The sequence below is a fragment of the Amycolatopsis sp. cmx-11-51 genome, from assembly GCF_047608665.1.
Taxonomy (GTDB): domain Bacteria; phylum Actinomycetota; class Actinomycetes; order Mycobacteriales; family Pseudonocardiaceae; genus Amycolatopsis.
The window spans coordinates 895,736-916,638 of record NZ_JADNQO010000001.1 but is presented as its reverse complement, the minus strand read 5'-3'; the positions used below and the strand labels follow the sequence as shown (position 1 = coordinate 916,638).

Sequence of the window (20,903 nt, the reverse complement as noted above, 5' to 3'; positions counted from 1 at the left end):
CTCCGCGTTTCGGTGCTACTGCCGCAGGCCATCATGTCACCCATGGATCCAGCCCCCGGGGCCCACGTGGTCAACGCCGTCATCCAGGCGCGGGCGTCGTCGACCCGGCTGCCGGGCAAGGTGCTGCGGCCCCTGTCCGGCCGGAGCGTGCTGGGCTGGGTCGTCCGTGCCGCCGCGGCCTCGCCGGGAATCGACGACGTCGTGGTCGCGACCTCCACCGAAGCCGAAGACGACGCGGTGGCCGCGGAGGCCGAGCGGCACGGCGCGCTGGTCGCCCGAGGCCCGCTGGACGATGTCCTCGCGCGGTTCGCCGCCGCCTGTGCGCTTCATCCCGCCGATGCCGTGGTGCGGCTCACCGCCGACTGCCCGCTGCTCGACCCGGCACTGATCGGGCAGCTCGTCACCCTGTGGCGCGCCCAGCCCTCGCTGGACTACCTGAGCACGACCCTGGTGCGTACCTTGCCCCGCGGCTTCGACGCCGAACTCGTGCGTGCGGAAGTGCTGGCCGAGCAGGTCGAGACCGCCCGTGGTGCCGACCGGGAGCACGTGACATCCGGCATTTACTCGCGGCCGGAGACGTACTCCTGCTTCGGTGTCGTGGTCAGCCCGCCCGCCGAGGACCTGCGCGTGACGTTGGACACCGCCGAGGATTGGGCGGTCATCGAAGGTGTCGTCGCCGAGCTGGGAGACCGCGTCGGCGACTGGCGCGAAGTGGTCGCCGTACTGCGCGCGCGACCCGATCTCGCGAGACTCAACGCGCACGTGGAGCAGAAAAAGGTGGCCCGGTGACTCGACTGGTGCTGCGGGCCGACGCCTCCGGGACGATCGGCGCGGGCCATGTCTCGCGCATGGTCGCCTACGCCGAACGCGCGGTCGCGCGGGGCTGGGAGGTCGCGTTCTCGGGTTTCGTGGACAACGCCGAGTGGCTGGCGGCCCGGTTCGGGGAGCTGTCCGTGCCGGTACTGCCGTCCGTGCCTTTCGACGGCTTCGACGTGGTGCTCGTCGATCACTACGGCCTCGGCGAGCTGCGTGAAAGCGTCAACGCCGCCGGTGCGCTGCTGGTGTCCATCGAGGACGACGTGTTCGGCAGGCGCGCGGCGGACCTCGTCGTCGACTGTGGCTTCGCGCCCGCGCCGCGGCCCGACGACGGTTCCACCGAACTGCTCAGAGGAGTGGCCTACGCGCCGCTGCGAGATGTGGTCCGGGAGGCGCGAGAGAAGCGTCGCGGCCGCGAGGGGGCCGAGCGGCCGCACGTGACCGTGGTGCTCGGCGGCGGGACGGAATGGGCCGAGACGGTCAGCGCGCTGCTGCATGCCTTGCGTGACACGGGCCTGCCGTTCGTCGCCGATGTCCTCGTGCGTGGTGAACCGGTGGTGCCGAAGGCCTTGCCCGGCCAGGAATTCCGCATCGCGCCGCCCGGTCCTGGCCTGCTCGACCTGCTGGTGGAGACGGACGTGGCGGTGAGCGCGGCCGGTGTCACGCTGCTGGAGCTGTGCTGCCTCGGAGTTCCGACCGGCGTCGTGCGGCTGGTCGACAACCAGGAGACCGGGTACCGGGGAGCTTTGGACCTCGGGCTCGCGGCCGGCCTGGGGAGCGCGGCGGCACTGAACGACGACGCCGTCGAGACGCTGCGGACCTTGCTGCGGGATCCGGTGGTGCGGCGGCGATTCTCGGAGACGGCCGCGTCCGTTGTGGACGGGCAGGGTGTGGACCGGGTACTGGACCGGGTGGAAGCCGTCTGGGGATTGAGCGGGGGACATGGACGTCAGCAGTGATTTCCGGGCCACTCTCCTCGACGCCGTCGCCAGGGAAACGAGCATCTTGCAGATCCGGCCCTTGCTCGCGAGGGAGATCGAGTTGATCGACACGATCCTGTTCCTCCGGTCGGAGGGCAGGGAGGTGGAAGAGGAACGGGTCGAGGACGTCGCCGACCTGATGTCGGATTGGGTCTTGCCGCAGTTCCGGGTATGAGCCCGCTGGATCGAGGTCCGCGGCTGTCCTCGATCCTCCCTACCGTCGTCGCATGACCATCTCGCCGTTCAAGATCGCCGTTCCTCAGCGCGACCTCGACGACCTCGCCACCCGCCTGGCGAACACCCGCTGGCCGGACGAGATCGACGGTGTCGGCTGGGGGCTCGGCACGCCGCTCGGGTACCTCCAGGACCTCGTCGAGTACTGGCGCCTCCGCTACGACTGGCGGGCACACGAGGAGCGACTCAACGGCTTCCCGGGGTTCATGACGAACATCGACGGCGCGAACGTCCACTTCTTGCACGCGCGGTCGCCGGAGCCGGACGCGATACCGCTGGTGCTCACGCACGGCTGGCCCGGGTCCATTGTGGAGTTCCTCGACGTCATCGGGCCGCTGTCCGACCCGCGCGCGTACGGCGGCGACCCCGACGACGCGTTCCACATCGTCGTGCCGTCGCTGCCGGGGTTCGGCTTCTCGGGGCCGACGACCGAGGCGGACTGGGGTTCCGACCGGATCGCCGGCGCCTGGCCGGTGCTGATGTCGCGGCTCGGGTACGAGCGGTTCGGGCTGCACGGCGGCGACTGGGGCGCGATCGTCTCGCGCGCCGTGGGCGTCCGGTGCCCGGAACGGGTGATCGGGGCGCATCTGACGATGTTGCCGAGCGCTGAGGCGGTGTCAGAGTCGGATCCGGAGGAGTTCCAGTACGGCGAGCTGGGCTACGCGATGATCCAGGCGACCAAGCCGCAAACGCTTGCCTATGGGCTCACCGACTCACCGGCCGGGCAGCTCGGGTGGCTGGTGGAGAAGTTCGAGTCCTCTTCGGACTCGCGCGACGTCCCCGAAGAAGCGATCGATCGCGACGATCTGCTCACCAACGCGATGCTCTACTGGCTCACCGGCACGGCGAACTCGTCTTCGCGGATCTACGCCGCGCCGGGCGGGGCTTGGGGCGAGGAACCGCCGAAGTCCACTGTGCCCACCGGGGTCGCCGTGTTCCCGAAGGACACCGGCCACCCGATCCGGCACCTCGCCGAGCGCACCGACAACATCGTGCACTGGTCCACTCCGGACCGCGGCGGTCACTTCCCCGGGCTGGAGGTGCCGGACTTGCTCATCGCGGACCTGCGGACCTTCTTCAGCCCGCTGCGCAACCCCCGGACGCTATGAACGGTCCGTTCCTTGCAAAATTTGCAAGGAACGGACCGTTCATAGCGCGCTCGTGAGCGTCAGAGGTACTGGCCGGGCCCGTGCGCCTCACCGGGACCGCCGCCAAAGCCCGTGCCGCCGCCGGCGGAAGGGCCGGCAGGGAGACCGCGCCGCATCTGCTCCAGCTGCACCCGTGCGGCCATCTGCTGCGCGAACAGCGCGGTCTGGATGCCGCTGAACAGCCCTTCCAGCCAGCCGACCAGCTGAGCTTGCGCGATCCGCAGCTCGGCATCGGACGGCGTCGAATTCTCGGTGAACGGCCGCACCAGCCGCTCCAGCTCGTCCTGCAGTTCCGGCGCCAGCGCCTGCTCCAGCTCGCGGATCGAGGTCTGGTGGATCTCACGCACGCGCGTGCGGCTGGCGTCGTCCAGCGGTGCGGCGCGGACCTCCTCCAGCAGCTGCTTGATCATCGTGCCGATCCGCATCACCTTGGCGGGTTCTTCGACGAGGTCGCCGAGCGACTCCTCGTGCTGCTCGCCTTCGCCCTGCTCGCCGGAGCCGGAGGCGAGGCGCGCGGTGCCGACCGGGGTGCCGTCGGGACCGACGACCACCACGTGGGGAGAGGAGTCTCCGCCGCCGTCGCCGGGGGTGGTCGATTCGCGGGAAACTGGGTCGGTCATGTGCTCCATCCTGGCTTACGTCGGGTACGAAGCGCAGCGTGGTTTTCGGCGCCGTCTCCGAGCGTAGCGGGAATCGTCGCGCCCCGTGGTCGGGCACCCAACCCCGGGTAAAGCGTCGAACCGCACGTCCGTACGGTGTCCCCATGGCGTTCGACGTCGCTCGTATCCGTGGGTTGTTTCCCGCGCTGGGTGACGGCTGGATTCACTTCGACGGCGCCGCCGGAATGCTCGTACCTGAACAGGTCGCTTCGGCCGTATCCACGGCTATGCGTGCTCCGGTGTCGGGGCCGGGCGGAGCGTTTCCGGCCTCCCAGCGCGCGGAAAGCATTGTCACGGCCGCTCGCCGGGCGGTCGCCGACCTGGTCGGCGCCGACCCGGCCGGAGTCGTGCTCGGACCCAACGCGCCCGACCTCATCCGCCGTCTCGTCGACGCGATGGCCGACCGCTGGACGATCGGTGACGAGGTCGTCGTCTCCCGGCTCGACGAAGAGGCCAACCTCGCGCCGTGGCGCCGCGCCGCGAAACGTGTCGGCGCGGTCGTGCGATGGGGCGAGATCGACATCGAGACCTGCGAGCTGCCCGCGTGGCAGTACGAGAACCTCGTCTCCGCTCGCACCAAGGTCGTCGCGGTCACGCTGGCGTCCGGTTCGGTCGGCACCCGGCCTGACGTCCCGACGGTGATCGAGTTCGCCAAACGCGTCGGCGCGCTGGTCGTCGTCGACGCGACGTACGCGGCGCCGTTCGTGCCGCTGGACCTCAACGCGCTCGGCGCCGACGTGATAGTGGTTTCGGCGCAGGCCTGGGGCGGACCATCGGTGGGGGCGCTGGTCTTCCGCGATCCCGAACTGCTCGAACGGCTGCCGTCGGTCTCGCTCGACCCGGCCGCGCGCGGCCCGGCCCGGATGGAACTGGGGCCGCACGCGTACCCGTTGCTCGCCGGGCTGATCGCGTCGATCGACTACCTCGCCGGCTTGGACGACGCGGCGATGGGTTCGCGGCGCGAGCGGCTGGTGACGTCGCTGGGTTCGGCGAAGTCGTACCACGCGGGACTGCTGGCGCAACTGTCCACGGAGCTGCGTTCGCTGCGGCACGTCATGGTCATGGGCGACGCCATGCGCCGGATTCCCGCGCTGGCCTTCGCCGTGGCGGGCAAGAAGTCGCCAGAGGTCGCGGAGTATCTCGCGTCGCAAGGGCTCTGCGCCTTCGCCGACGACGGCACCAGCGGCGTCTTCGGGTCACTGGGCGCCGCCGAAATCGGCGGCGCCGTGCGGATCGGCCTCGCGCACTACTCGAACGTCTTCGAGGTCAATCAGCTGGTCCGGGTACTGGAGGAGATCCGCTAAGCCCGGACCCCGCCCCGCCGCCACCCTCGACGGACAGGCTGCGCCTGGCCGGTCAGGATTTAGCGGCGAGCAGAACCTTGCCGAAAACGGTGCCTTCTTCGAGCGCCCGGTGCGCGGACGCGGCTTCGGCCATCGGCACGACCTGCCCGACGATCGGCTTCACCGAACCCTGCCCCACCAGCGGCCACAGCCGTTCGCGGACGTCGGCGACGATCGCCGCCTTCTGTTCGAGCGGCCGCGCCCGCAGGCCGGCGCCGTACAGGCTGCAGCGTTTGCCCAGCAGTTTGCCGATGTGGAGCTCGCCCTTGATCCCGCCCTGCATGCCGATGATCACGAGCCGCCCGTCGGCGGCCAGCACGTCGACGTTGCGGTCGAGGTACTTCGCGCCCATGTTGTCGAGGACGACGTTCGCGCCGCCGGTCTCGGCGCGCAGAACCTCGACGAAGTCCTGCTCCTTGTAGTTGATCGTGATGTCGGCGCCGAGCTGGCGGCAGCTCTCCAGCCGTTCTTCCGAACCCGCCGTCACCGCGACCGTCGCGCCGAGCGCCTTGGCGACCTGGATCGCGTGCGTGCCGATCCCGCCCGCGCCACCGTGCACGAGCAGAACCTCGCCCTCGGACAGCTCGGCGTGCATCACCACATTGGCCCAAACCGTGCACGCGACTTCGGGAAGTCCCGCGGCCGCCAGCAATTCGACTTCGGCGGGAAGCGGAAGCAGTTGTCCGGCCGGAACGGCGACCTTTTCCCCATAGCCGCCACCGGCGAGCAAAGCACAAACCTCGTCCCCGATTTGCCATCCTTCGACGCCTTCGCCGATTTCGGCGACCGTGCCCGAACATTCGAGGCCGAGGATTTCGCTGGCACCCGGCGGAGGCGGGTAGAGACCTTGGCGTTGCAGCAGGTCAGCGCGGTTCACCGCACTCGCCGCGACGTCGATCACCACTTCGCCTTCGGCCGCCACCGGATCCGCCACCTCTGTCCATTCGAGAACATCGGGATCGCCGGGCTCACGGATGGTGATCGCATACATACAGCCGACCCTATCCCGGTGTTCTGAAGTCCGCCGAACGTCGGTTGACCTGTGGCGCAAACCACATAAAGGTGACCCCCATGTCATATTCGCGAAGAAGCATCGTTCCCTCGATCGTGGTGATGGCGACCGCCGCGCTCACGGTCGGAATGGCTCCCGCTGCGACGGCCGCGCCCAAGCTCGACGGCCCCGCGCTGGCCAAGCAGCTCGTCAACAAGGTCGACGGCGCCAGTGTCAACCGGCACCTGATCGCCCTTCAGCGGATCTCGGACGCGAACGGCGGCCGCCGCGCCGCCAGCACCGAGGGCCACAAGAAGTCCGCGGAGTACGTCGCCACGAAGCTGGAGCAGGCCGGCTTCGCGGTCACCCGCCAGGAGTTCCCGTTCACCTACGCGGAAACCCTCGCGGAGAAGCTGACGGTCGCGGGCGCCGACGTCCCCATCATCATCATGTCCTACAGCCCGTCGACGCCGGCGGGCGGAATCACCGCGCCGCTCGCGGTGGTCCCGGTCGACGACACCAGCGGTTGCGAAGCGGCCGACTACGCCGGCGGGGTCACCGGCAAGATCGCGCTGATCCAGCGTGGTGGCTGCTCCTTCGCGCAGAAGCAGGCGACAGCCGCCGAGGCGGGCGCCATCGGCGCGATCGTCTACAACAACGTCCCGGGCCCGGTCAACGGCACCCTCGGTGACCCGGCCGCGGGCAAGATCCCGACCGGTGGCGTCACCCAGGCCGACGGCCAGGTGCTCGCCGGAAAGGCCGGTACCCCGGTCACCCTCGACCTGCGTGCCCTCCAAGAGGCGCGGACCAGCTACAACGTCCTCGCCGAGACCAAGACCGGTCGCAAGGACAACGTCGTGATGCTCGGGGCGCACCTCGACAGCGTCACCGAAGGCCCCGGCATCAACGACAACGGCACCGGTTCGGCCGCGCTGCTGGAGACCGCCCTGCAGCTGGGCGCCAAGGCCAAGGTCAACAACGCCGTCCGCTTCGGCTGGTGGAGCGCGGAGGAGTTCGGGCTGGTCGGCTCGACCCACTACGTCAACTCGCTGAGCTTCGAACAGCAGCTCGACATCGCGCTGTACTACAACTACGACATGATCGGCTCGCCGAACGCGGCGTACTTCGCCTACGACGGTGACGACTCCGACGCCACCGGTGCGGGCCCCGGCCCCTACGGTTCCGCGCAGCTCGAGAAGACGCTCGTGAACTACCTCGAGAAGGGCAAGGGCGTCCCGGTCGAAGGCACCGACTTCACCGGTCGTTCGGACTACGGCCAGTTCATCGCCGTCGGCATCCCGGCGGGTGGCCTGTTCACCGGTGCCGAAGGCGTGAAGACCGCAGCGCAGGCGGCGAAGTGGGGCGGTAGCGCCAACGTTCCTTACGACAAGTGCTACCACCAGAAGTGCGACAACCTCGGCAACGTCGACCGCGTCGCGCTCGACCGCAACTCCGACGCCGTCGCCTGGGCCCTGGGCGTGTACGCGACCAGCACCGAGAACATCAATGGTGTCCCGGGTGGCAAGGCCGCGAAGGCGAAGGCCCTTCGCGCGGCTGAGCGGTCCAAGCAGCGGAGCCTGACGGCTTCCGTCCACGCCGACGACCACCACGTCGCCGCGTAGTAGGCACGTGCCCCAAGTACAGGAAGGCCCCCTTCCTTGCGCCAGGCGCAAGGAAGGGGGCCTTCCTGTACTTCAGGTGACCAGGGCGCCGGTGACTCAGCCCAGGCTGTTGGTCGCGAAGGTGTCGCACCGCGCGGGCTGACCGGTCTCGAAGCCGGTGGTGAACCACTTCTTCCGCTGCGCCGAAGTGCCGTGGCTGAACTTCGACTCGTCGACCCGGCCGCCGCCCAGCTCGGACTGGATGTAGTCGTCCCCGATCCGCGAAGCGGTGTCCAGCGCGGAATTGACGTCTTCCTGGCTGATTTCGCTGATCAGCGGCCGTCCGGTCTCGGTCGGCGTGGTCGTGGCGTGGTTCGCCCAGACACCGGCGTAGCAGTCGGCCTGCAGTTCGAGCCGCACCGAACCCGAGGTCGGTCCGCTCCCGGTGCCCTTCTTGGAGACTCCGGTGAGGTTCTGCACGTGATGGCCGTATTCGTGGGCCAGTACGTACGCCTCCGCGAACGGCCCGCCCCGCGCGCCGAACTTGGTACGGAGTTCGTTGAAGAACCCGAGGTCGATGTAGACCTCCGAGTTTCCCGGGCAGTAGAACGGTCCGACGTCCGACGTCGCGTTGCCGCAGGCCGTGTTCACGCCGCCGTTGAAGAATTTGGTGACGGCCTTGCGGTAGGTCGACCCGGACCGCTGGAATTCCTGGCCCCAGTAGTCCTGGATCGAGTTGATGACGGCGACGATCGCGCAGTCGTGGTTCCGGTTCGCGTCCGCGCCGGTCTTGCACTGCTGCGAAAGCGACGTGTTGTCCACCTGCTGCCCGGAACCCACCTCACCCAGGCCGCCGAGCCCGCCCGAGGACGGGTTCGGGCTCACGCCGCCGAACTGGGCGAGCAGGAAGTAGATGACGAGACCGACCACGCCGAGCCCGCCGCCGCCGAGTGCCACCCGGCCGCCGATACCGCCACCGCCACCGCCACCACCGCCGCGCAGGTCCCCGACCTCGGAGGTGTCCAGGCCCGCGCCTTCGTCGAATCGCACGGGGGAAGCGTAACCGGAGAGGGCCGGATATGCCTGGGTGCGGCCGCTTCGCGTGGCCGCACCCAGGAACTACCGAGGTTGTCTTGTGCTGATCGCCGGTTGGCCGTGATCGGCGGGCCGGCGTCCGGCGCTGCCGAGGCGGTCGAAGAGGCCGCGAACCCGAAACAGGCTGGAGTGACGCCGAATGCGCGAGAATTGTCGAGCGCATCCGAGATACCCGCGCTCTTCGCTGTTCACAGTCGCGACCGACCCGGTCCTTTCCGTTCCGGTCGCGGGGACACAGCAGGCGGTCAACCGCGAGAATCACCCGCCATACCACCACCTGACCCTTCCCGGCTGGGAGCAGGTCCGGCGACCTTACGACGGTTCGCCCGATACTTGCCCGACCATCCGCTGACAAGAAGAATGCGCCTTTTCTCGCCGAGTCTCAACCTCTTCGTAACCCTCCTTCGGGCGAATGTTCCGCCGGATTTTTCGGGGGGCCGAAAAGTGACCGGTGGGTATGCGTCTCGTGCGATCAACGATCTACCCTGCGTGGATGGCGGTGGAGCAGAACGATGTGCGCTGGCTGTCCGAGCCGGAGATGGTCGCGTGGCGCTCGTACATCGTCGCCACCATGCGGCTCCGGCAACGCCTGCACCGTGAACTGGCCGAGCGTCATGACGTCACGCTCGCCGACTACGAGGTGCTGGTCTGCCTCTCGCTCCAGCCCGACAACCGGATGCGGATGACGGAACTGGCGAGCATGCTCGGCTCGACCAAGAGCAGGCTCTCGCACCAGATGGTCCGGCTGGAGGCCGAGGGCGTCATCCGCCGCACCCGCGACCCGGCGGACAAGCGCGGCGTCGTCGCGGAGCTGACCGGGCGTGGCTCGGAACTGCTGGACGGTGCGGCGCCGACGCATGTCGAAGGCGTTCGGGAGCACCTGATCGACCTGCTGAGTCCTGAAGAGCAGAAGGTGCTGGGGCAGGCTTTCGGGCGGGTGCTGGAGCATCTGTCGGAGATCGACGGCCTCCCGCGCCTGCCGCCGGTCACCTCAGAAGGGCGTTGAGCCGGGCCGCCTGACGCGTCAGATGGGCGTTCTCCGCGAGGTTGGCCGCCTTCTCGGCCGCCTGGCCGTACAGCTTCGCCGCCTTGGTCAAGTCGCCGTCGCGCTCGTGGAGGTAGGCGGCGACCGCGGTGTGCCGGGGGAGTGAGTCGTCCAGTTCCGCGAGCGCGGCCAAGCCCGCCCGCGGTCCGTCGGCCTCGCCGACGGCCACCGCGCGGTTGAGCCGGACGACCGGACTGTCGGTGAGGGCGGCGAGCTCGTCGTACCACTCGACGATCTGCGCCCAGTCGGTCTCTTCGGTGGCCGGCGCGTCGGCGTGGAGTGCCGCGATGGCGGCTTGTGCCTGGAATTCGCCCAGTTTGTCGCGGGCAAGCGCCGCCTGCAGGATCTCGACGCCTTCGGCGATCGTCCCGGTGTCCCAGCGGCCGCGGTCCTGCTCGGCGAGCGGCACGAGACTGCCGTCGGACGCGGTCCTGGCGGCACGCCGGGCGTGGTGCAGCAGCATGAGGGCGAGCAATCCCGCGACCTCGGGATGGTCGATCGCGGCCGCGAGCCGCCGGGTCAGCCGGATGGCTTCGGCGGCGAGGTCGACGTCGCCGGAGTAGCCCTCGTTGAACACCAGGTAGAGCACGCGCAGCACGGTGGCGACGTCACCCGCCTGGTCGAACCGCACCCCGGCGACGGTGCGTTTGGCGCGGCTGATGCGCTGCGCCATGGTCGGCTCGGGCACCAGGTAGGCCTGGGCGATCTGGCGGGTGGTCAGCCCGCCGACGGCGCGCAGCGTGAGGGCGACCGCGGACGACGACGTCAGCGAAGGGTGGGCACAGAGGAAGTAGAGCTGCAGTGTGTCGTCCGAATCGGGAGCGGGCCCGGGCTCCGGCTCGTCGTCGACGAGGTCCTCGCGACGGCGCCGGGCGGCGTCCGACCGGGCCATGTCGAGGAACTTGCGCCACGCCACGGTGACGAGCCAGCCCTTCGGATCCTTCGGCCGGTCGCCGGGCCAGACGCGGACGGCCTCGATCAGCGCTTCCTGCACGGCGTCCTCCGCCGCCGCGAAGTCGGCTCCGCGGCGGACGAGGACCCCCAGGACGTTCGGCGTGAGGTTCCGGAGCAGCACCTCGTCCATCTCGGTGGTCACTCCGCGATGACGAGCGGCACGCCCCACAGCGGACGCAGTTCGAGCCACTCGTGGATCGGCTTGCCGCCTGCCCCCGGAGCGGCCGACAGCTCACCCGCCAGTTCGAGCGCTCGCTCGTAGCTGTCGACGTCGATCACCATGAAGCCGGCGATGAGGTCCTTGGTCTCGGCGAACGGGCCGTCAGTGACCGGCGGGCGGCCTTCGCCGTCGTATCGGACGAAGGTGCCTTCGGGGGCGAGAGCCCGCTCTTCGACGAATTCGCCGGTCTCCGCGAGCCGGGTCGCGAAGTCCTTCATGTATCGCACGTGCGCCGTGATCTCTTCCGGGGCCCACTGGTCCATCGGTACGTCGTTGACCGACGCCGGAGCACCGCGGTAGTGCTTGAGCAGCAGGTACTTGGGCATGGCGGGTTCTCCTCGATGATCGTGCGGCCATTGTGGCGTGCTCGTCGCCTGAAAGGAGCAGGACACGCGTAATTTCTTGTGATGAGCGATTTCATCCGACCTTACGCTGACTTGCCGCAAGCACCATTCGAGTGAATTGTCGCCTGGCATCGAAAAGTAGCCTGCTGGTTTTTCTGCCTGGTGGTCTATACGTCCGATCTCTAGCCTTCTTATTGCGTCCTCCATCGTGAAAGGAAGAACATTTGTCCCAAGCAAAACGGAGATACGCCGGCGTACTGGTGATCGCCGGCCTCGTAGGTGGTTTGCTCGCGGGTGAGACCGCGGGGGCCGCCGCCTCCTCCGATGACTCCACCGCCTTCGCCGCCAGGGATCACGCTCGGGCGCTGCCGCCCGGCGCGGCCCCGGTGGCCCCGCTCGCTCCCTCCGTCGCTCAGGCGCAGATCGCCGCCAACCCGGTGGTCTGTGAGGGCGACGGAGTTTCCGGCAAGCGCATCGAACTGGTCTACGTCCGCGAGGCCGGTCAACCCGACCGGCACTCGACCGTCGTGCCGTCCCTGCGTGCCTACGCGTCCGGGATGGACGACTCGTTCAACGACAGTGCCGCGGTGACGGGCGGCAGCAGGCACGTCCGCTACGTGACGACCGCCGGCGCGGGCTGCCAGGTCGCCGTCGCCAACCTGGTGGTGCCCGACGGCACGTACCAGTCCGGCGCGATCCGCGACCGTGCCATCCAAGCGGGCTTCCACAACGCCGACCGTGACTACATCCTGTTCTCCGACAACCCCCACACCTGCGCGGGCACCTGGGGCGACAGCGACGACCAGCCCGGCCCCGCCAACGCCTTCAACAACGGCAGGCACTACACCGAGATCGCCGTGCCCTGCTGGGGTGTCAACGCCGTCGCCCACGAAGTGGGCCACATGCTCGGCGCGGTCCTGCCGGGCGCCCCGCATTACCAGGGCAGCGGGCACTGCTCCCAGGAATGGGACCTGATGTGTTACGGCGACACCCAGTCCTTCGACTGCACACAGCGCGATTTCGATCGCCTGCTGGACTGCGGGAACGACGACTACTTCAGCACGAACCCCGTCCCCGGCAGCTGGCTCGCCACCCACTGGAATGTCGCGAACAGCGCCTTTTTGATCAAGAAGGACACCCCCGACAACGACGACGGGCACGCCCAAGGCGGGAAGACCTACGTGATCACGGGCGCCAACGGTGACGCCATCGACGTCGTGGGTTCCTCGACCAGCGGACTCGCCAATCTCAGCAAGCGGCCCCGGACCGACTCCACGAGCCAGAAGTGGATCCTGGGCTACAACACCGGTCTGCAACTCGTCAACGCCAACAGCCAGCTGTGCGCCGACAGCGCCCAGAGCGGCACGGCACCCGGCACGCAGATCCTGCAGTACGACTGCAACGGCCAGAACGGCATGCGGTGGGCGTTCCAGCCACTCGGCAATGGCAAGGTGGCGATCTTCAACTATATGACGGGCTACGCGATCACCGACGGCGGCGCGTATCCGGCCCCGCTCGTCCAGCAGCCCTACACCGGGGCGGCCAACCAGCAGTGGACCCTGAACCCCGTCGCCGATCCCGGCCCGCAGGCGGGCAAGAGGTACTACCTCGCCGTCGCCACCAACGGCAACAGCGCGGCCGTGGTCGACGGTTCGACGTCCGCCGGCGCGAAGATCACCAACGTGGCCCGGCAGAACGACAACGGCCAGAAATGGAGGCTCACCGACGCGGGCGGCGGGTACTGGAAGATCGTCAACGAGCGGAGCGGCCAGTGCCTGCGGCCGGTCTCCGGCAGTACGGCGGAGGGCGCGCTGCTCGAACAGACGCACTGCGGCTCGGCCACCAATCAGCAGTGGAAGCTGCTACGGAGCGCCGACACGCGCTACGGACTGGTGAACCGGGCCAGCTCACTGGCGGTGCGGCAGGTCAACAACGGCACCGCTTCGCTCCTGGAGCAACGGCCCTTCGTGGGCGGCCGTAGCGACGAGACCGTGTGGGGTCTCGTACCGGCGTGACGGGAAGCTCCCCAGGTCCGCGGGCCTGGGGAGCTTTCGTTTCTCAAGACTGGCGGTAGCGGTGGGATTCGAACCCACGGAGGACAGAGCCCTCGCATGTTTTCAAGACATGTTCCTTCGGCCGCTCGGACACGCTACCGCTGTCGAGGGTATCCGACGGCCTTTTGCCGAAATGCTTCGGATCTAGTCGAAGCGCTCCGTCGAGGGTGGTGGCGGGGGCATGGACGGACTAGGCAGTGTCGCTCAAAGCGTGCCTTCGGATTTCCGCGGCCGGGCCGCGACATCAGCTGGTCCCTCACTCAGCCGTATCAGTTCGAGAGACACGCCCTAACCGAAGTTCCAGTCGGTCGTGATGCCGACGATCAAGACCACCAGCACGATGCCGACGATGATCGCGACACCGATGTAGCCGATGATGATCGCCGCGAGCGCCATCCCCTGGCCGCCTGCTTCACCGCGTTTGGCTTTGGAGTGCGCGATGTGCCCCATGATGACGCCGATCAGCGACGGCAGCCCGCTGCACACGACCAGGCTGACGATCGACACGACCAGTGCCGCGATCGCCAGGCCCTGTTCCTGCGGCGGCTGCGGCGGGCCGTAGCCATAACCCGGCTGCTGGTACGGCTGGCCATACGGCGGCTGCTGACCGTAGGGGTCCTGCGGATATGTCACCGGCTCACCGTAACCGCCGGGGCCTGGTTCAGGACGCTTGACTCTTCTCGGCTTTCGCGGCGATGCGTGCCTGGACCTCCGGACGGCGCAAAGGCGGCACCTTGGCCGGGGGCTGACGGCGCGCGGGCAGCTCGGAAAGCAGCCGCCGGGTGATCTCGGTGATCTCCGCGACGGCGGCTTCGAACGGTTCACGTGTGGCGTCGGAGAGGCTCTGCACCCCCGACACCTTGCGGACGTACTGGCGGGCGGCGGCCTCGATCTCGTCCGGCGTCGCCGCCGGCTCCAGGCCTCGAAGCGTGGTGATGTTCCGGCACATGCCCCGATCGTACGTCCGTCCAACGACGTTTCCGGGCGCTTCGATCACACAGTCGGTTAGAAGGTGCCCCGGTTCGTTGACGCCGAAAAACACGCGAAGGCACTCTCGGCCGAGTGTCCCTCAGACCTCGCTCTCTGCGCCGTGCCCCCGTCGAACCGATCACCGAACCGGCCGAACCCTCTCCGATCCCGGAACAGGTCTGGCAGCGCGTCCCGATCGACGCATTGGTCGACCTCGTCACCGAAATCCTCACCGCGCACGACCTGCCGTGGTCGCGCGCCCGGATGGCCGCCGAGGCGGTGTGCCACGGCGATCTCACCGGGACCCCGCAATCCGGTGTCGCCGAACTGGCCCGGCTGCATCTGCCGATGCTGGTCAACGGCATGGTGCGGCCCCGGGCCGAACCACTGATGATCGCCGACCGCGGCGCCGCCGCCCTGATCGACTACCGCCGCGCGCCCGGCCTGTGGGCCGTCAGCGACGCGATGGACCGAGCGGTGTCCCGGGCGGGCCGCTACGGCGTCGGGCTCCTGTCCGTCCGCGGCGTCGGGCCGTTCGGCCGCGCCGGGCACCACGCCGCGAGGGCGTTGCCGCACACCATGATCGGGCTCGTCATGGCCGCGGGCGGTGAGCACGGGAGGGCCGCGAACCCGCTCGGCATGGCCGCCCCCGCCGGCGCGTACCCCGAATTCGTCCTCGACCTGGACACCCTCAACGACGTCGACAGCGCCGCCGTCGCCGGATTCGCCCTGCTGGTCGAGATCTTCGCCGGGGTGCTGTCGGGAGTCGGCGACCACGATCACGACACCGGCCTCATGGTGATGGCCATCGCGCCGACGACGCTCCGCAGCGCCGAGGGCTTCTACAAGGCCGCGAGCGCGCTGTTCGGCAGCCTGCTCGGCTGGGACGGCGGGACCCCGGTCCGCTATCCAGGCTGGCGCGAGGCGCAGTACCTCGAACAGTGCCAAGCGCTGGGTGTCCCGCTGAACGAGCAGATGCACCGGGAACTCGAAGGCCTCGCCAAGGCGCTGCGCCTGGCGCCCTTACAGGGCCGCTAGGCACAACACGCGTGACCGTGACGCTAGGCCAGGACGACGCGGCCGCCTTCGCCGCCGACCTCCACGACGTCGCCGTTCGTCAGCTGACGGCCGCGCCGGACCTCCACCTCGCCGTTGACCGTGACCTCTTCGGCGTCGAGGAGGTCTTTGGCGTGCGAACCGTCTTCGGCCAGTTTGGCGAGTTTGAGGAACTGGCCGAGGCGGATCGGTTCGCCGGTGATCGGGACGTCGTGGATGCTCATGGGGAGATCATCCCCGCGCGTCCATCTTCCGGTACAAGGTGGCGACGTCGGTGTCTAAATAGCTGCTGTAGGACGTGTCCGGATCGTCCCCGCCGTACAGATAGCCACCGATCACGCCGACGACGGTGCCGAGTTCGGTCGCCGGGTCGGGGGCGACCACCCACGGGCCGCCGCTGGTGCCGGTCGTGAAGCCGGGGCAGGCGACGCGCATCTGGTAGGTGTCGGCCTTGACGCTGGTGCCGTGGCAGACGACCGGTGCTTCCCGTTCGTCGGGGTAACCGGTCAGGGTGATCGTGTGGGCGAACCCGCCGCCGGTCATCAGGGTGTTGGCACCGGTGACGCTTTCGAGGCTCTTCGCGTTGCCTGCCTGGCGCGCGGTAGCGAACCCGACATCGAGGTCAGGATCAGACGAATCGGACCAGCCGTCGGGAACTTGAGGATCCGAGACGTCCCAGTAGCCGTAGGGCGCGACGCCGTCGTGGTAACCGGGCGCGAACGAGATCCCCGTCGCGTATTCGCCGCCTTCGCCGTCGTGGAGACAGTGTGCCGCGGTGAGCAGGAGGTCTCCCGGGCCACTGTGGACGACGCTGGCCGTGCAGTAATGCGACCCGTCGAGGAACAGCGCGCCGATCGCCGGGTTGTGGGTGGCCTCCACCGCCACGACGGTGTCGTCGGCGGTGGTCTCGGCGGGGGCCGACGCGGCGGAGCAGCCGGCCAGAACGACACAGAGCGCGAACAACAGGGCGCGGCGCATCGCCTTCCTTCCGCTCGTCCACGACTGTCTTGGCTACAGATCACCATAAGCGGTCCACGAACACAGCCCGAAGCGATCAACGCACAGCAAGCTCACAGCCGTAGTATGTGTTACCTCCGGTAACAGTCGAGCTGCGAGGAGCGGGTATGAAGTCGTTCACGGACAAGGTCACGGTGATCACGGGCGCGGGATCGGGAATCGGCAGGGCACTCGCGATCGAGCTGGCGGGACGCGGCGCGCGGCTGGCGCTCTCCGACGTCGACGCCGTCCGCGCGGCCGAAACCACCGCACTGTGCGAGAAGGCGGGCAGCACCGCGAAAGCGTACGAACTGGACGTCGCCGACCGTGACGCCGTTCTCGCGCACGCCGAGGAGGTCGCCGTCGATTTCGGGGGCGCCAACCTCGTGGTGAACAACGCCGGGGTCGCGCTCGGCGCGACGGTCGAGGAAATGACCTGGGACGACTACGACTGGCTGATGGGGATCAATCTCGGCGGGGTGGTCAACGGCACGAAAGCCTTTCTTCCGCAGCTGATCACTTCGGGTGACGGGCACATCGTCAACCTTTCGAGTGTGTTCGGCTTCATCGGTGTGCCCACGCAAAGTGCTTACAACGCGGCGAAATTCGCGGTGCGCGGGTTCACCGAGGCACTGCGGCAGGAAATGCTGATCGCCCGGCATCCGGTCGCGGTCAGCTGTGTACATCCCGGCGGCATCAAGACGAATATCGCCCGCGACGCGCGGGGTGGCGTCGAACGGGACATCGACAAAGCCGCCAAGGGCTTCGAGAAGATCGCGAGGACGACGCCGGAGAAGGCCGCGCGGACCATCGTGCGCGGTATCGAACGGAAGACGCCGCGCATCCTGATCGGTGGCGACGCCTACGTCATCGACGCGATTCCCCGCGTCCTCGGTTCTTTCTATCAGCGCCCTCTCGCGCTGCTGGGACGCCTCGGCATGCGGGGTTTCCGGAAATGAGGGGCCGCTGAACGGAGTAACTCTCCGTGGTCCGAACGGCTTCGGATAACTCGATCGGGGTGCATTACTTACGGCGGCGTCGGAAATGCACCACAATGCTGACGTTCGTGATTCCCCTTCCGGAGGTCCCCATGCCGCGCGCCGCCCAGCGCCGTCCGTCGACCGATGCCGCGCTCTGTGCCGGTGTGCCCGTCGAGACAACCGAGTTGCTGGACCGGACGGGGATCATCGCGGCGAGCCTGCCGAAGCGGCGGCGCAGCCCGAAGAACAAGGTCGAGCCGGAGCCGCTGGCGGTCAAGGCCCCGGCCTGTGAACCGGTCGTCGACAAGGACCTGCGGCCCAAGGCCGTCGTCATCCATCGTCGCGCCAGGTCCTGGCTGGTCGGCGGTGCCGGGGTGGCGCTGCTCGCGCTCGGCTGGTTCGCCGGCACGTTCACCCTCGAGCCGGTCGACGACACCGCCTTGCCCGAGCCGCCGCTGCCCGCGGTGGCGACCCAGCAGGCCGCGCCACCGGTCGTCCAGCCCGCGCAGCCCGCGCCGGTGACCGTCTACGTTCCGGTCACCGTGAAGCAGCAAGTGCCCGCCCCGACGAAGAAAAAGGCCGCGAAGGAAGAAGCCGTCGCCCTGCCGCCGGCCGAGCCGCGGCAGACGGAGCAGCCGCGTTCCGACGTCGGAGCGCGGGACAGGACCACGGACGGTCTCCGGACCATAGTGGATCCCGCCGCGGTGAACGCGCTGGCGATGGAAATGGCACAGGGAATGAGGGGATACGGCGCAGGCCGCTGACCATCCGGAATCGTCTCTCCACAGTGGACACTGCCGGGAGTGGGGGGCCGGATGGCCGCTGGCACAGCGGAGGTGATCGACTACCGTGAGTCAAGGGGAGGGGCTCATGGAAAAGGGGGACTCCGATCAGGACACCGCGTTCAAGGCCGCCTTCGCAGGCCGGTGACCAGCTGGCAAGAGTCGCGTTGTCGGTGCTGGTCCGGGAAAGAACGGCGCCGGCGGGGCTGACCGGGCCTACGGGCTGACGTATCTGCCGACGCTGATCGGCGGCACCTTGTTCGCCGGGTCGGCCTGATGGCCATACCGGGGACGCCGTTGCCGGTCCTCGCCGGACTGCTGGTGATCCTGACGATGGCGGGCGGCCCGTTCCGGACGGCGCAACTCGCGTTGCTCCCGGACGTTCTCGAAGGCGAGTGGTACGTCGCCGGCTCGCGGTTCGCACGATCACCATCCCATCGGCACAGCTGGTCGGATTCGGCGGTGGTGGACTGGTCATCGACGCGGTGACCTTTGTGGTCTCGGCGCTGCTCGTGTCCGTCGCCGGACGCCCGCCGTCACGGAATCCTCGGTGAAAAGCCGGGTGGCGCGGGCTTTCAGTGGTGAGGTGCCAGGGAACTGTGGCAGGGCAGGGGAATCCGGATGTTGTTCGGGCTGAAGATGCTCGCCGGGTTCGCCATCGCGCTGGAAGGGCTCGCGGCACCGCTCGCCGTCGAACTCGGGGCGGGGGGTTTCGCGGTCGGCCTCATTCTCGCGGCCGATCCGGTGGGTTCGGTAATTGGATCGTGGATCTTCACGAAATGGGTTCCAGCGCGGCGGAAAACGCGAATAGTGGACATTCTCGCCTTCGCATCCGTTGTTCCGTTGCTTTTGCCTTCTTTCGCCCTTCACCGCCGCTCTGTCTCGCGCCGATCGGGCTCAGTGGCGCCGTACCACCTGCAGGCCGTCGCGCTGATGGCCCGCGCGGTGCCGGACGGCGTCCGGGCGCAGGCGATGAGCCTGACCTCGATGAGTTCGGTGACGGCGCGGGGAATCGGGATCATGCCGGCGGGCGGGCTCGGGCAGTTGACCGGCCCGTTCGTGGCCGTCGGGGTGGCCGCGACGGTCGCCGGCGCCTCGGCGGGCCCGATGGCGATGGCGGGGAAACTTGCCATCGGCACCGGGCCCGATATGTGGCTTCCGGCCGGGAGCCGGACCGGTAAATCGATGGGATCAGTCCTCGCGACCGTTCATGATGATCCTCCCTCCCACTGCTCCATCTGTGTGTTCCGAAATTGACTCAAGCCACCCTCAGTACTACCTCGGATACATTGAAATGCGTACGGAAGGGGGACCGGTGACGATGATTATGGGGGATACGGAACTCGCCGGAGAAGGGGCCGGTACACGTCTGAGAGCCAGGGTCGGGCGCTGGGAGTTATGGTCCGGACCACGCGGCGTACCTGCGGTTTTTCTTGTCGTGGAAGGGCTTGCGGCGGCAGTCGCCGTGATCGCCTTGCTCCGATCGAACTACGAGACTACGGAATTCGTCCGATTTGGCTCACTGCTCGGCCTCGCCTTCCTGCAGGCTGAGCTTTCGCGTTCGGTGGAACGCTTGCGGCGCACCCTTTGTGACCGGCCGCATATCAACATGACTTCGGTGTGGACGTTCGCGGGGGTACTCGTTCTGCCATCGGGACTCGCGCTCGCCCTCGGACTGCTCATCTACCTGCATCTTTGGCTCCGGGTGTGGCGGGGAATGAGCCACCGTCCCGCCTACCGCGTCGTCTACTGCGCGGCGGCGATCGTGCTCTCCTGCCTGGCGTCGGGAGCCATCGTCTCCGGCTGGAACGGCCTGCCTGCCGGGTTCACCGGGTCGCTGCGGATCGTCGAGGCGGCGGCCGTGTTCACCGCGGCCAACGCGTTCATCGTGGCGCTCTCGGTCTACCTGCACACCGGGGGCCGGTCCCTGCGTTCGTTGTTCGGCACCGGCGACGACAACCTGCTGGAAGTCACCACCCTGGTGCTCGGGGCCTCGACCGCGCTGGGCATCGTGCACGCGCCCGCGCTCGTCCCGTTCGTCCTGCTGCCCGTGCTGGTGCTGCATCGCAGCGTGCTGGTGCGGCAACTGGAGATCGCGGCGAACATCGACGGCAAGACCGGGGTGCTGAACGCGCACGCGTGGCATGTGCTGAGCGAACGGGAGCTTTCGTCGGCGGCCAGGGCGAAGAGCAAACTCGGTGTGCTGATGCTCGACCTCGACCACTTCAAGCAGGTCAACGACGTTTACGGCCATCTCGCGGGTGACACCGTGCTCAAGGTCGTCGCGACGACGATCTCCGAGCACGTGCGCGACTACGACTCCGTCGGGCGCTTCGGCGGCGAAGAGTTCGTCGTGCTGCTGCCCGGCGCGACGGAGAACGAGGTGTTGCCGGTGGCCGAGCGGGTCCGGCAGGCGGTGATGGCGATCGAGGTCGAAGTGGCGACGGCGTCGGGGCCACGGACGGTGCGAGGGCTTTCGGTGTCGATCGGCGTCGCGGTCTATCCGTCCGGCGGGACGGTCCTGGAGCGGCTGCTGCACGTCGCGGATTCGGCGCTCTACCAGGCGAAGAACAGCGGCCGGAACCGCGTCGTCTCCCTCGCCGCCGCCTGACCCGCCCGCGACCCGCCCGCGTTTC

General features: G+C 68.6%; 23 protein-coding genes and 1 tRNA gene. 14 read left to right on the top strand and 10 right to left on the bottom strand.

Going from position 1 to position 20,903, the window contains the following annotated elements; genetic code table 11:
* Window positions 1–42 precede the first annotated feature (42 nt).
* From ACM6LU_RS04670 to ACM6LU_RS04655, 4 genes are read left to right on the top strand one after another with little or no spacing between them, the layout of a single operon-like run.
* Complete coding sequence (locus tag ACM6LU_RS04670; protein ID WP_414936295.1) at window positions 43–789, top strand: cytidylyltransferase domain-containing protein; 747 nt, start codon at window positions 43–45, stop codon at window positions 787–789.
* Entirely contained in the window at window positions 786–1,775 is a 990-nt protein-coding gene (locus tag ACM6LU_RS04665; RefSeq protein ID WP_414936294.1) for a spore coat protein, read from the top strand. Before ACM6LU_RS04670 ends, ACM6LU_RS04665 begins: the two co-directional genes overlap by 4 nt.
* Window positions 1,759–1,971, top strand: a complete 213-nt coding sequence (locus ACM6LU_RS04660; RefSeq protein ID WP_414936293.1) for a hypothetical protein — start codon at window positions 1,759–1,761, stop codon at window positions 1,969–1,971. Before ACM6LU_RS04665 ends, ACM6LU_RS04660 begins: the two co-directional genes overlap by 17 nt.
* A gap of 52 nt (window positions 1,972–2,023) precedes the next feature.
* Window positions 2,024–3,139, top strand: coding sequence for an epoxide hydrolase family protein (locus ACM6LU_RS04655; RefSeq protein WP_414936292.1), 1,116 nt, complete (start codon window positions 2,024–2,026; stop codon window positions 3,137–3,139).
* Window positions 3,140–3,198: 59 nt separating this feature from the next.
* Here ACM6LU_RS04655 and ACM6LU_RS04650 read toward each other — a convergent pair whose 3' ends face one another.
* The gene (locus ACM6LU_RS04650; protein ID WP_414936291.1) at window positions 3,199–3,807 is read right to left on the bottom strand and encodes a bacterial proteasome activator family protein; all 609 of its coding nucleotides are present in this window, start codon (window positions 3,805–3,807) and stop codon (window positions 3,199–3,201) included.
* A 134-nt stretch (window positions 3,808–3,941) separates the two neighbouring features.
* Here ACM6LU_RS04650 and ACM6LU_RS04645 point away from each other — a divergent pair, with 134 nt between their 5' ends.
* Window positions 3,942–5,141 (top strand): cysteine desulfurase-like protein, encoded by a 1,200-nt coding sequence (locus ACM6LU_RS04645; protein ID WP_414936290.1) that lies wholly within the window; start codon window positions 3,942–3,944, stop codon window positions 5,139–5,141.
* A gap of 52 nt (window positions 5,142–5,193) precedes the next feature.
* Here ACM6LU_RS04645 and ACM6LU_RS04640 read toward each other — a convergent pair whose 3' ends face one another.
* Complete coding sequence (locus ACM6LU_RS04640) at window positions 5,194–6,171, bottom strand: NAD(P)H-quinone oxidoreductase (RefSeq protein ID WP_414936289.1); 978 nt, start codon at window positions 6,169–6,171, stop codon at window positions 5,194–5,196.
* 80 nt (window positions 6,172–6,251) lie between these two features.
* Here ACM6LU_RS04640 and ACM6LU_RS04635 point away from each other — a divergent pair, with 80 nt between their 5' ends.
* Window positions 6,252–7,793, top strand: coding sequence for a M28 family metallopeptidase (locus tag ACM6LU_RS04635; RefSeq protein ID WP_414936288.1), 1,542 nt, complete (start codon window positions 6,252–6,254; stop codon window positions 7,791–7,793).
* 96 nt (window positions 7,794–7,889) lie between these two features.
* Here the strand turns inward: ACM6LU_RS04635 and ACM6LU_RS04630 are convergent, their stop codons facing one another.
* Window positions 7,890–8,822, bottom strand: coding sequence for a neutral zinc metallopeptidase (locus ACM6LU_RS04630; RefSeq protein WP_414936287.1), 933 nt, complete (start codon window positions 8,820–8,822; stop codon window positions 7,890–7,892).
* Window positions 8,823–9,360: 538 nt separating this feature from the next.
* Here ACM6LU_RS04630 and ACM6LU_RS04625 point away from each other — a divergent pair.
* On the top strand, window positions 9,361–9,873 hold the full coding sequence (locus ACM6LU_RS04625; RefSeq protein ID WP_414936286.1) for a MarR family winged helix-turn-helix transcriptional regulator: 513 nt from the start codon (window positions 9,361–9,363) through the stop codon (window positions 9,871–9,873).
* Here ACM6LU_RS04625 and ACM6LU_RS04620 read toward each other — a convergent pair.
* Window positions 9,854–10,996, bottom strand: a complete 1,143-nt coding sequence (locus tag ACM6LU_RS04620) for an RNA polymerase sigma factor (protein WP_414937086.1) — start codon at window positions 10,994–10,996, stop codon at window positions 9,854–9,856. The two genes, ACM6LU_RS04625 and ACM6LU_RS04620, sit on opposite strands and share 20 nt — an antisense overlap.
* Before the next feature lie 8 nt (window positions 10,997–11,004).
* Entirely contained in the window at window positions 11,005–11,412 is a 408-nt protein-coding gene (locus ACM6LU_RS04615; protein ID WP_414936285.1) for a YciI family protein, read from the bottom strand.
* Window positions 11,413–11,654: 242 nt separating this feature from the next.
* Here ACM6LU_RS04615 and ACM6LU_RS04610 point away from each other — a divergent pair, with 242 nt between their 5' ends.
* A complete protein-coding gene (locus ACM6LU_RS04610; protein ID WP_414936284.1) occupies window positions 11,655–13,445 on the top strand; it encodes an RICIN domain-containing protein in 1,791 nt (596 codons plus the stop codon).
* Between the two features lie 50 nt (window positions 13,446–13,495).
* On the opposite strand, the gene ACM6LU_RS04605 is transcribed toward ACM6LU_RS04610, so the two are convergent.
* From ACM6LU_RS04605 to ACM6LU_RS04595, 3 genes are all read right to left on the bottom strand, one after another.
* Window positions 13,496–13,584: transfer RNA gene (locus ACM6LU_RS04605), tRNA-Ser, on the bottom strand.
* Between the two features lie 188 nt (window positions 13,585–13,772).
* Window positions 13,773–14,117: a DUF4190 domain-containing protein gene (locus tag ACM6LU_RS04600; protein ID WP_414936283.1), complete on the bottom strand. Its 345-nt coding sequence runs from the start codon at window positions 14,115–14,117 to the stop codon at window positions 13,773–13,775.
* A gap of 28 nt (window positions 14,118–14,145) precedes the next feature.
* The gene (locus tag ACM6LU_RS04595; RefSeq protein WP_414936282.1) at window positions 14,146–14,433 is read right to left on the bottom strand and encodes a DUF2277 domain-containing protein; all 288 of its coding nucleotides are present in this window, start codon (window positions 14,431–14,433) and stop codon (window positions 14,146–14,148) included.
* 113 nt (window positions 14,434–14,546) lie between these two features.
* Between ACM6LU_RS04595 and ACM6LU_RS04590 the strand changes: the two genes are divergently transcribed.
* Window positions 14,547–15,491, top strand: coding sequence for an Ldh family oxidoreductase (locus tag ACM6LU_RS04590; RefSeq protein ID WP_414936281.1), 945 nt, complete (start codon window positions 14,547–14,549; stop codon window positions 15,489–15,491).
* Window positions 15,492–15,514: 23 nt separating this feature from the next.
* Here the strand turns inward: ACM6LU_RS04590 and ACM6LU_RS04585 are convergent, their stop codons facing one another.
* The gene (locus ACM6LU_RS04585) at window positions 15,515–15,733 is read right to left on the bottom strand and encodes an RNA-binding S4 domain-containing protein (RefSeq protein ID WP_414936280.1); all 219 of its coding nucleotides are present in this window, start codon (window positions 15,731–15,733) and stop codon (window positions 15,515–15,517) included.
* A gap of 7 nt (window positions 15,734–15,740) precedes the next feature.
* A complete protein-coding gene (locus tag ACM6LU_RS04580) occupies window positions 15,741–16,487 on the bottom strand; it encodes a serine protease (protein ID WP_414936279.1) in 747 nt (248 codons plus the stop codon).
* A 146-nt stretch (window positions 16,488–16,633) separates the two neighbouring features.
* On the opposite strand from ACM6LU_RS04580, the gene ACM6LU_RS04575 reads away from it, so the two are divergent.
* From ACM6LU_RS04575 to ACM6LU_RS04555, 5 genes are all read left to right on the top strand, one after another.
* Window positions 16,634–17,464, top strand: coding sequence for an SDR family NAD(P)-dependent oxidoreductase (locus ACM6LU_RS04575; protein WP_414936278.1), 831 nt, complete (start codon window positions 16,634–16,636; stop codon window positions 17,462–17,464).
* Between the two features lie 131 nt (window positions 17,465–17,595).
* On the top strand, window positions 17,596–18,249 hold the full coding sequence (locus ACM6LU_RS04570) for a hypothetical protein (RefSeq protein ID WP_414936277.1): 654 nt from the start codon (window positions 17,596–17,598) through the stop codon (window positions 18,247–18,249).
* A 294-nt stretch (window positions 18,250–18,543) separates the two neighbouring features.
* Window positions 18,544–18,756 carry a hypothetical protein gene (locus ACM6LU_RS04565; RefSeq protein WP_414936276.1) on the top strand — a complete coding sequence of 71 codons (213 nt, stop codon included), beginning with the start codon at window positions 18,544–18,546 and terminating at the stop codon, window positions 18,754–18,756.
* Between the two features lie 132 nt (window positions 18,757–18,888).
* A complete protein-coding gene (locus tag ACM6LU_RS04560) occupies window positions 18,889–19,524 on the top strand; it encodes a hypothetical protein (RefSeq protein WP_414936275.1) in 636 nt (211 codons plus the stop codon).
* Window positions 19,525–19,741: 217 nt separating this feature from the next.
* A complete protein-coding gene (locus ACM6LU_RS04555; RefSeq protein WP_414937085.1) occupies window positions 19,742–20,878 on the top strand; it encodes a diguanylate cyclase in 1,137 nt (378 codons plus the stop codon).
* Window positions 20,879–20,903: the final 25 nt, after the last annotated feature.

Excerpts from the sequence above, each read along its gene's own strand:
- ACM6LU_RS04615 (WP_414936285.1), bottom strand. The coding sequence starts at position 11,412 with ATGCCCAAGTACCTGCTGCTCAAGCACTACCGCGGTGCTCCGGCGTCG.
- ACM6LU_RS04670 (WP_414936295.1), top strand. The coding sequence starts at position 43 with ATGGATCCAGCCCCCGGGGCCCACGTGGTCAACGCCGTCATCCAGGCG.
- ACM6LU_RS04560 (WP_414936275.1), top strand. The coding sequence starts at position 18,889 with ATGTTGTTCGGGCTGAAGATGCTCGCCGGGTTCGCCATCGCGCTGGAA.
- ACM6LU_RS04645 (WP_414936290.1), top strand. The coding sequence starts at position 3,942 with ATGGCGTTCGACGTCGCTCGTATCCGTGGGTTGTTTCCCGCGCTGGGT.
- ACM6LU_RS04565 (WP_414936276.1), top strand. The coding sequence starts at position 18,544 with ATGGCCATACCGGGGACGCCGTTGCCGGTCCTCGCCGGACTGCTGGTG.
- ACM6LU_RS04575 (WP_414936278.1), top strand. The coding sequence starts at position 16,634 with ATGAAGTCGTTCACGGACAAGGTCACGGTGATCACGGGCGCGGGATCG.
- ACM6LU_RS04650 (WP_414936291.1), bottom strand. The coding sequence starts at position 3,807 with ATGGAGCACATGACCGACCCAGTTTCCCGCGAATCGACCACCCCCGGC.
- ACM6LU_RS04620 (WP_414937086.1), bottom strand. The coding sequence starts at position 10,996 with ATGGACGAGGTGCTGCTCCGGAACCTCACGCCGAACGTCCTGGGGGTC.
- ACM6LU_RS04580 (WP_414936279.1), bottom strand. The coding sequence starts at position 16,487 with ATGCGCCGCGCCCTGTTGTTCGCGCTCTGTGTCGTTCTGGCCGGCTGC.
- ACM6LU_RS04660 (WP_414936293.1), top strand. The coding sequence starts at position 1,759 with ATGGACGTCAGCAGTGATTTCCGGGCCACTCTCCTCGACGCCGTCGCC.
- ACM6LU_RS04655 (WP_414936292.1), top strand. The coding sequence starts at position 2,024 with ATGACCATCTCGCCGTTCAAGATCGCCGTTCCTCAGCGCGACCTCGAC.
- ACM6LU_RS04635 (WP_414936288.1), top strand. The coding sequence starts at position 6,252 with ATGTCATATTCGCGAAGAAGCATCGTTCCCTCGATCGTGGTGATGGCG.
- ACM6LU_RS04595 (WP_414936282.1), bottom strand. The coding sequence starts at position 14,433 with ATGTGCCGGAACATCACCACGCTTCGAGGCCTGGAGCCGGCGGCGACG.
- ACM6LU_RS04570 (WP_414936277.1), top strand. The coding sequence starts at position 17,596 with ATGCCGCGCGCCGCCCAGCGCCGTCCGTCGACCGATGCCGCGCTCTGT.
- ACM6LU_RS04585 (WP_414936280.1), bottom strand. The coding sequence starts at position 15,733 with ATGAGCATCCACGACGTCCCGATCACCGGCGAACCGATCCGCCTCGGC.
- ACM6LU_RS04625 (WP_414936286.1), top strand. The coding sequence starts at position 9,361 with ATGGCGGTGGAGCAGAACGATGTGCGCTGGCTGTCCGAGCCGGAGATG.
- ACM6LU_RS04640 (WP_414936289.1), bottom strand. The coding sequence starts at position 6,171 with ATGTATGCGATCACCATCCGTGAGCCCGGCGATCCCGATGTTCTCGAA.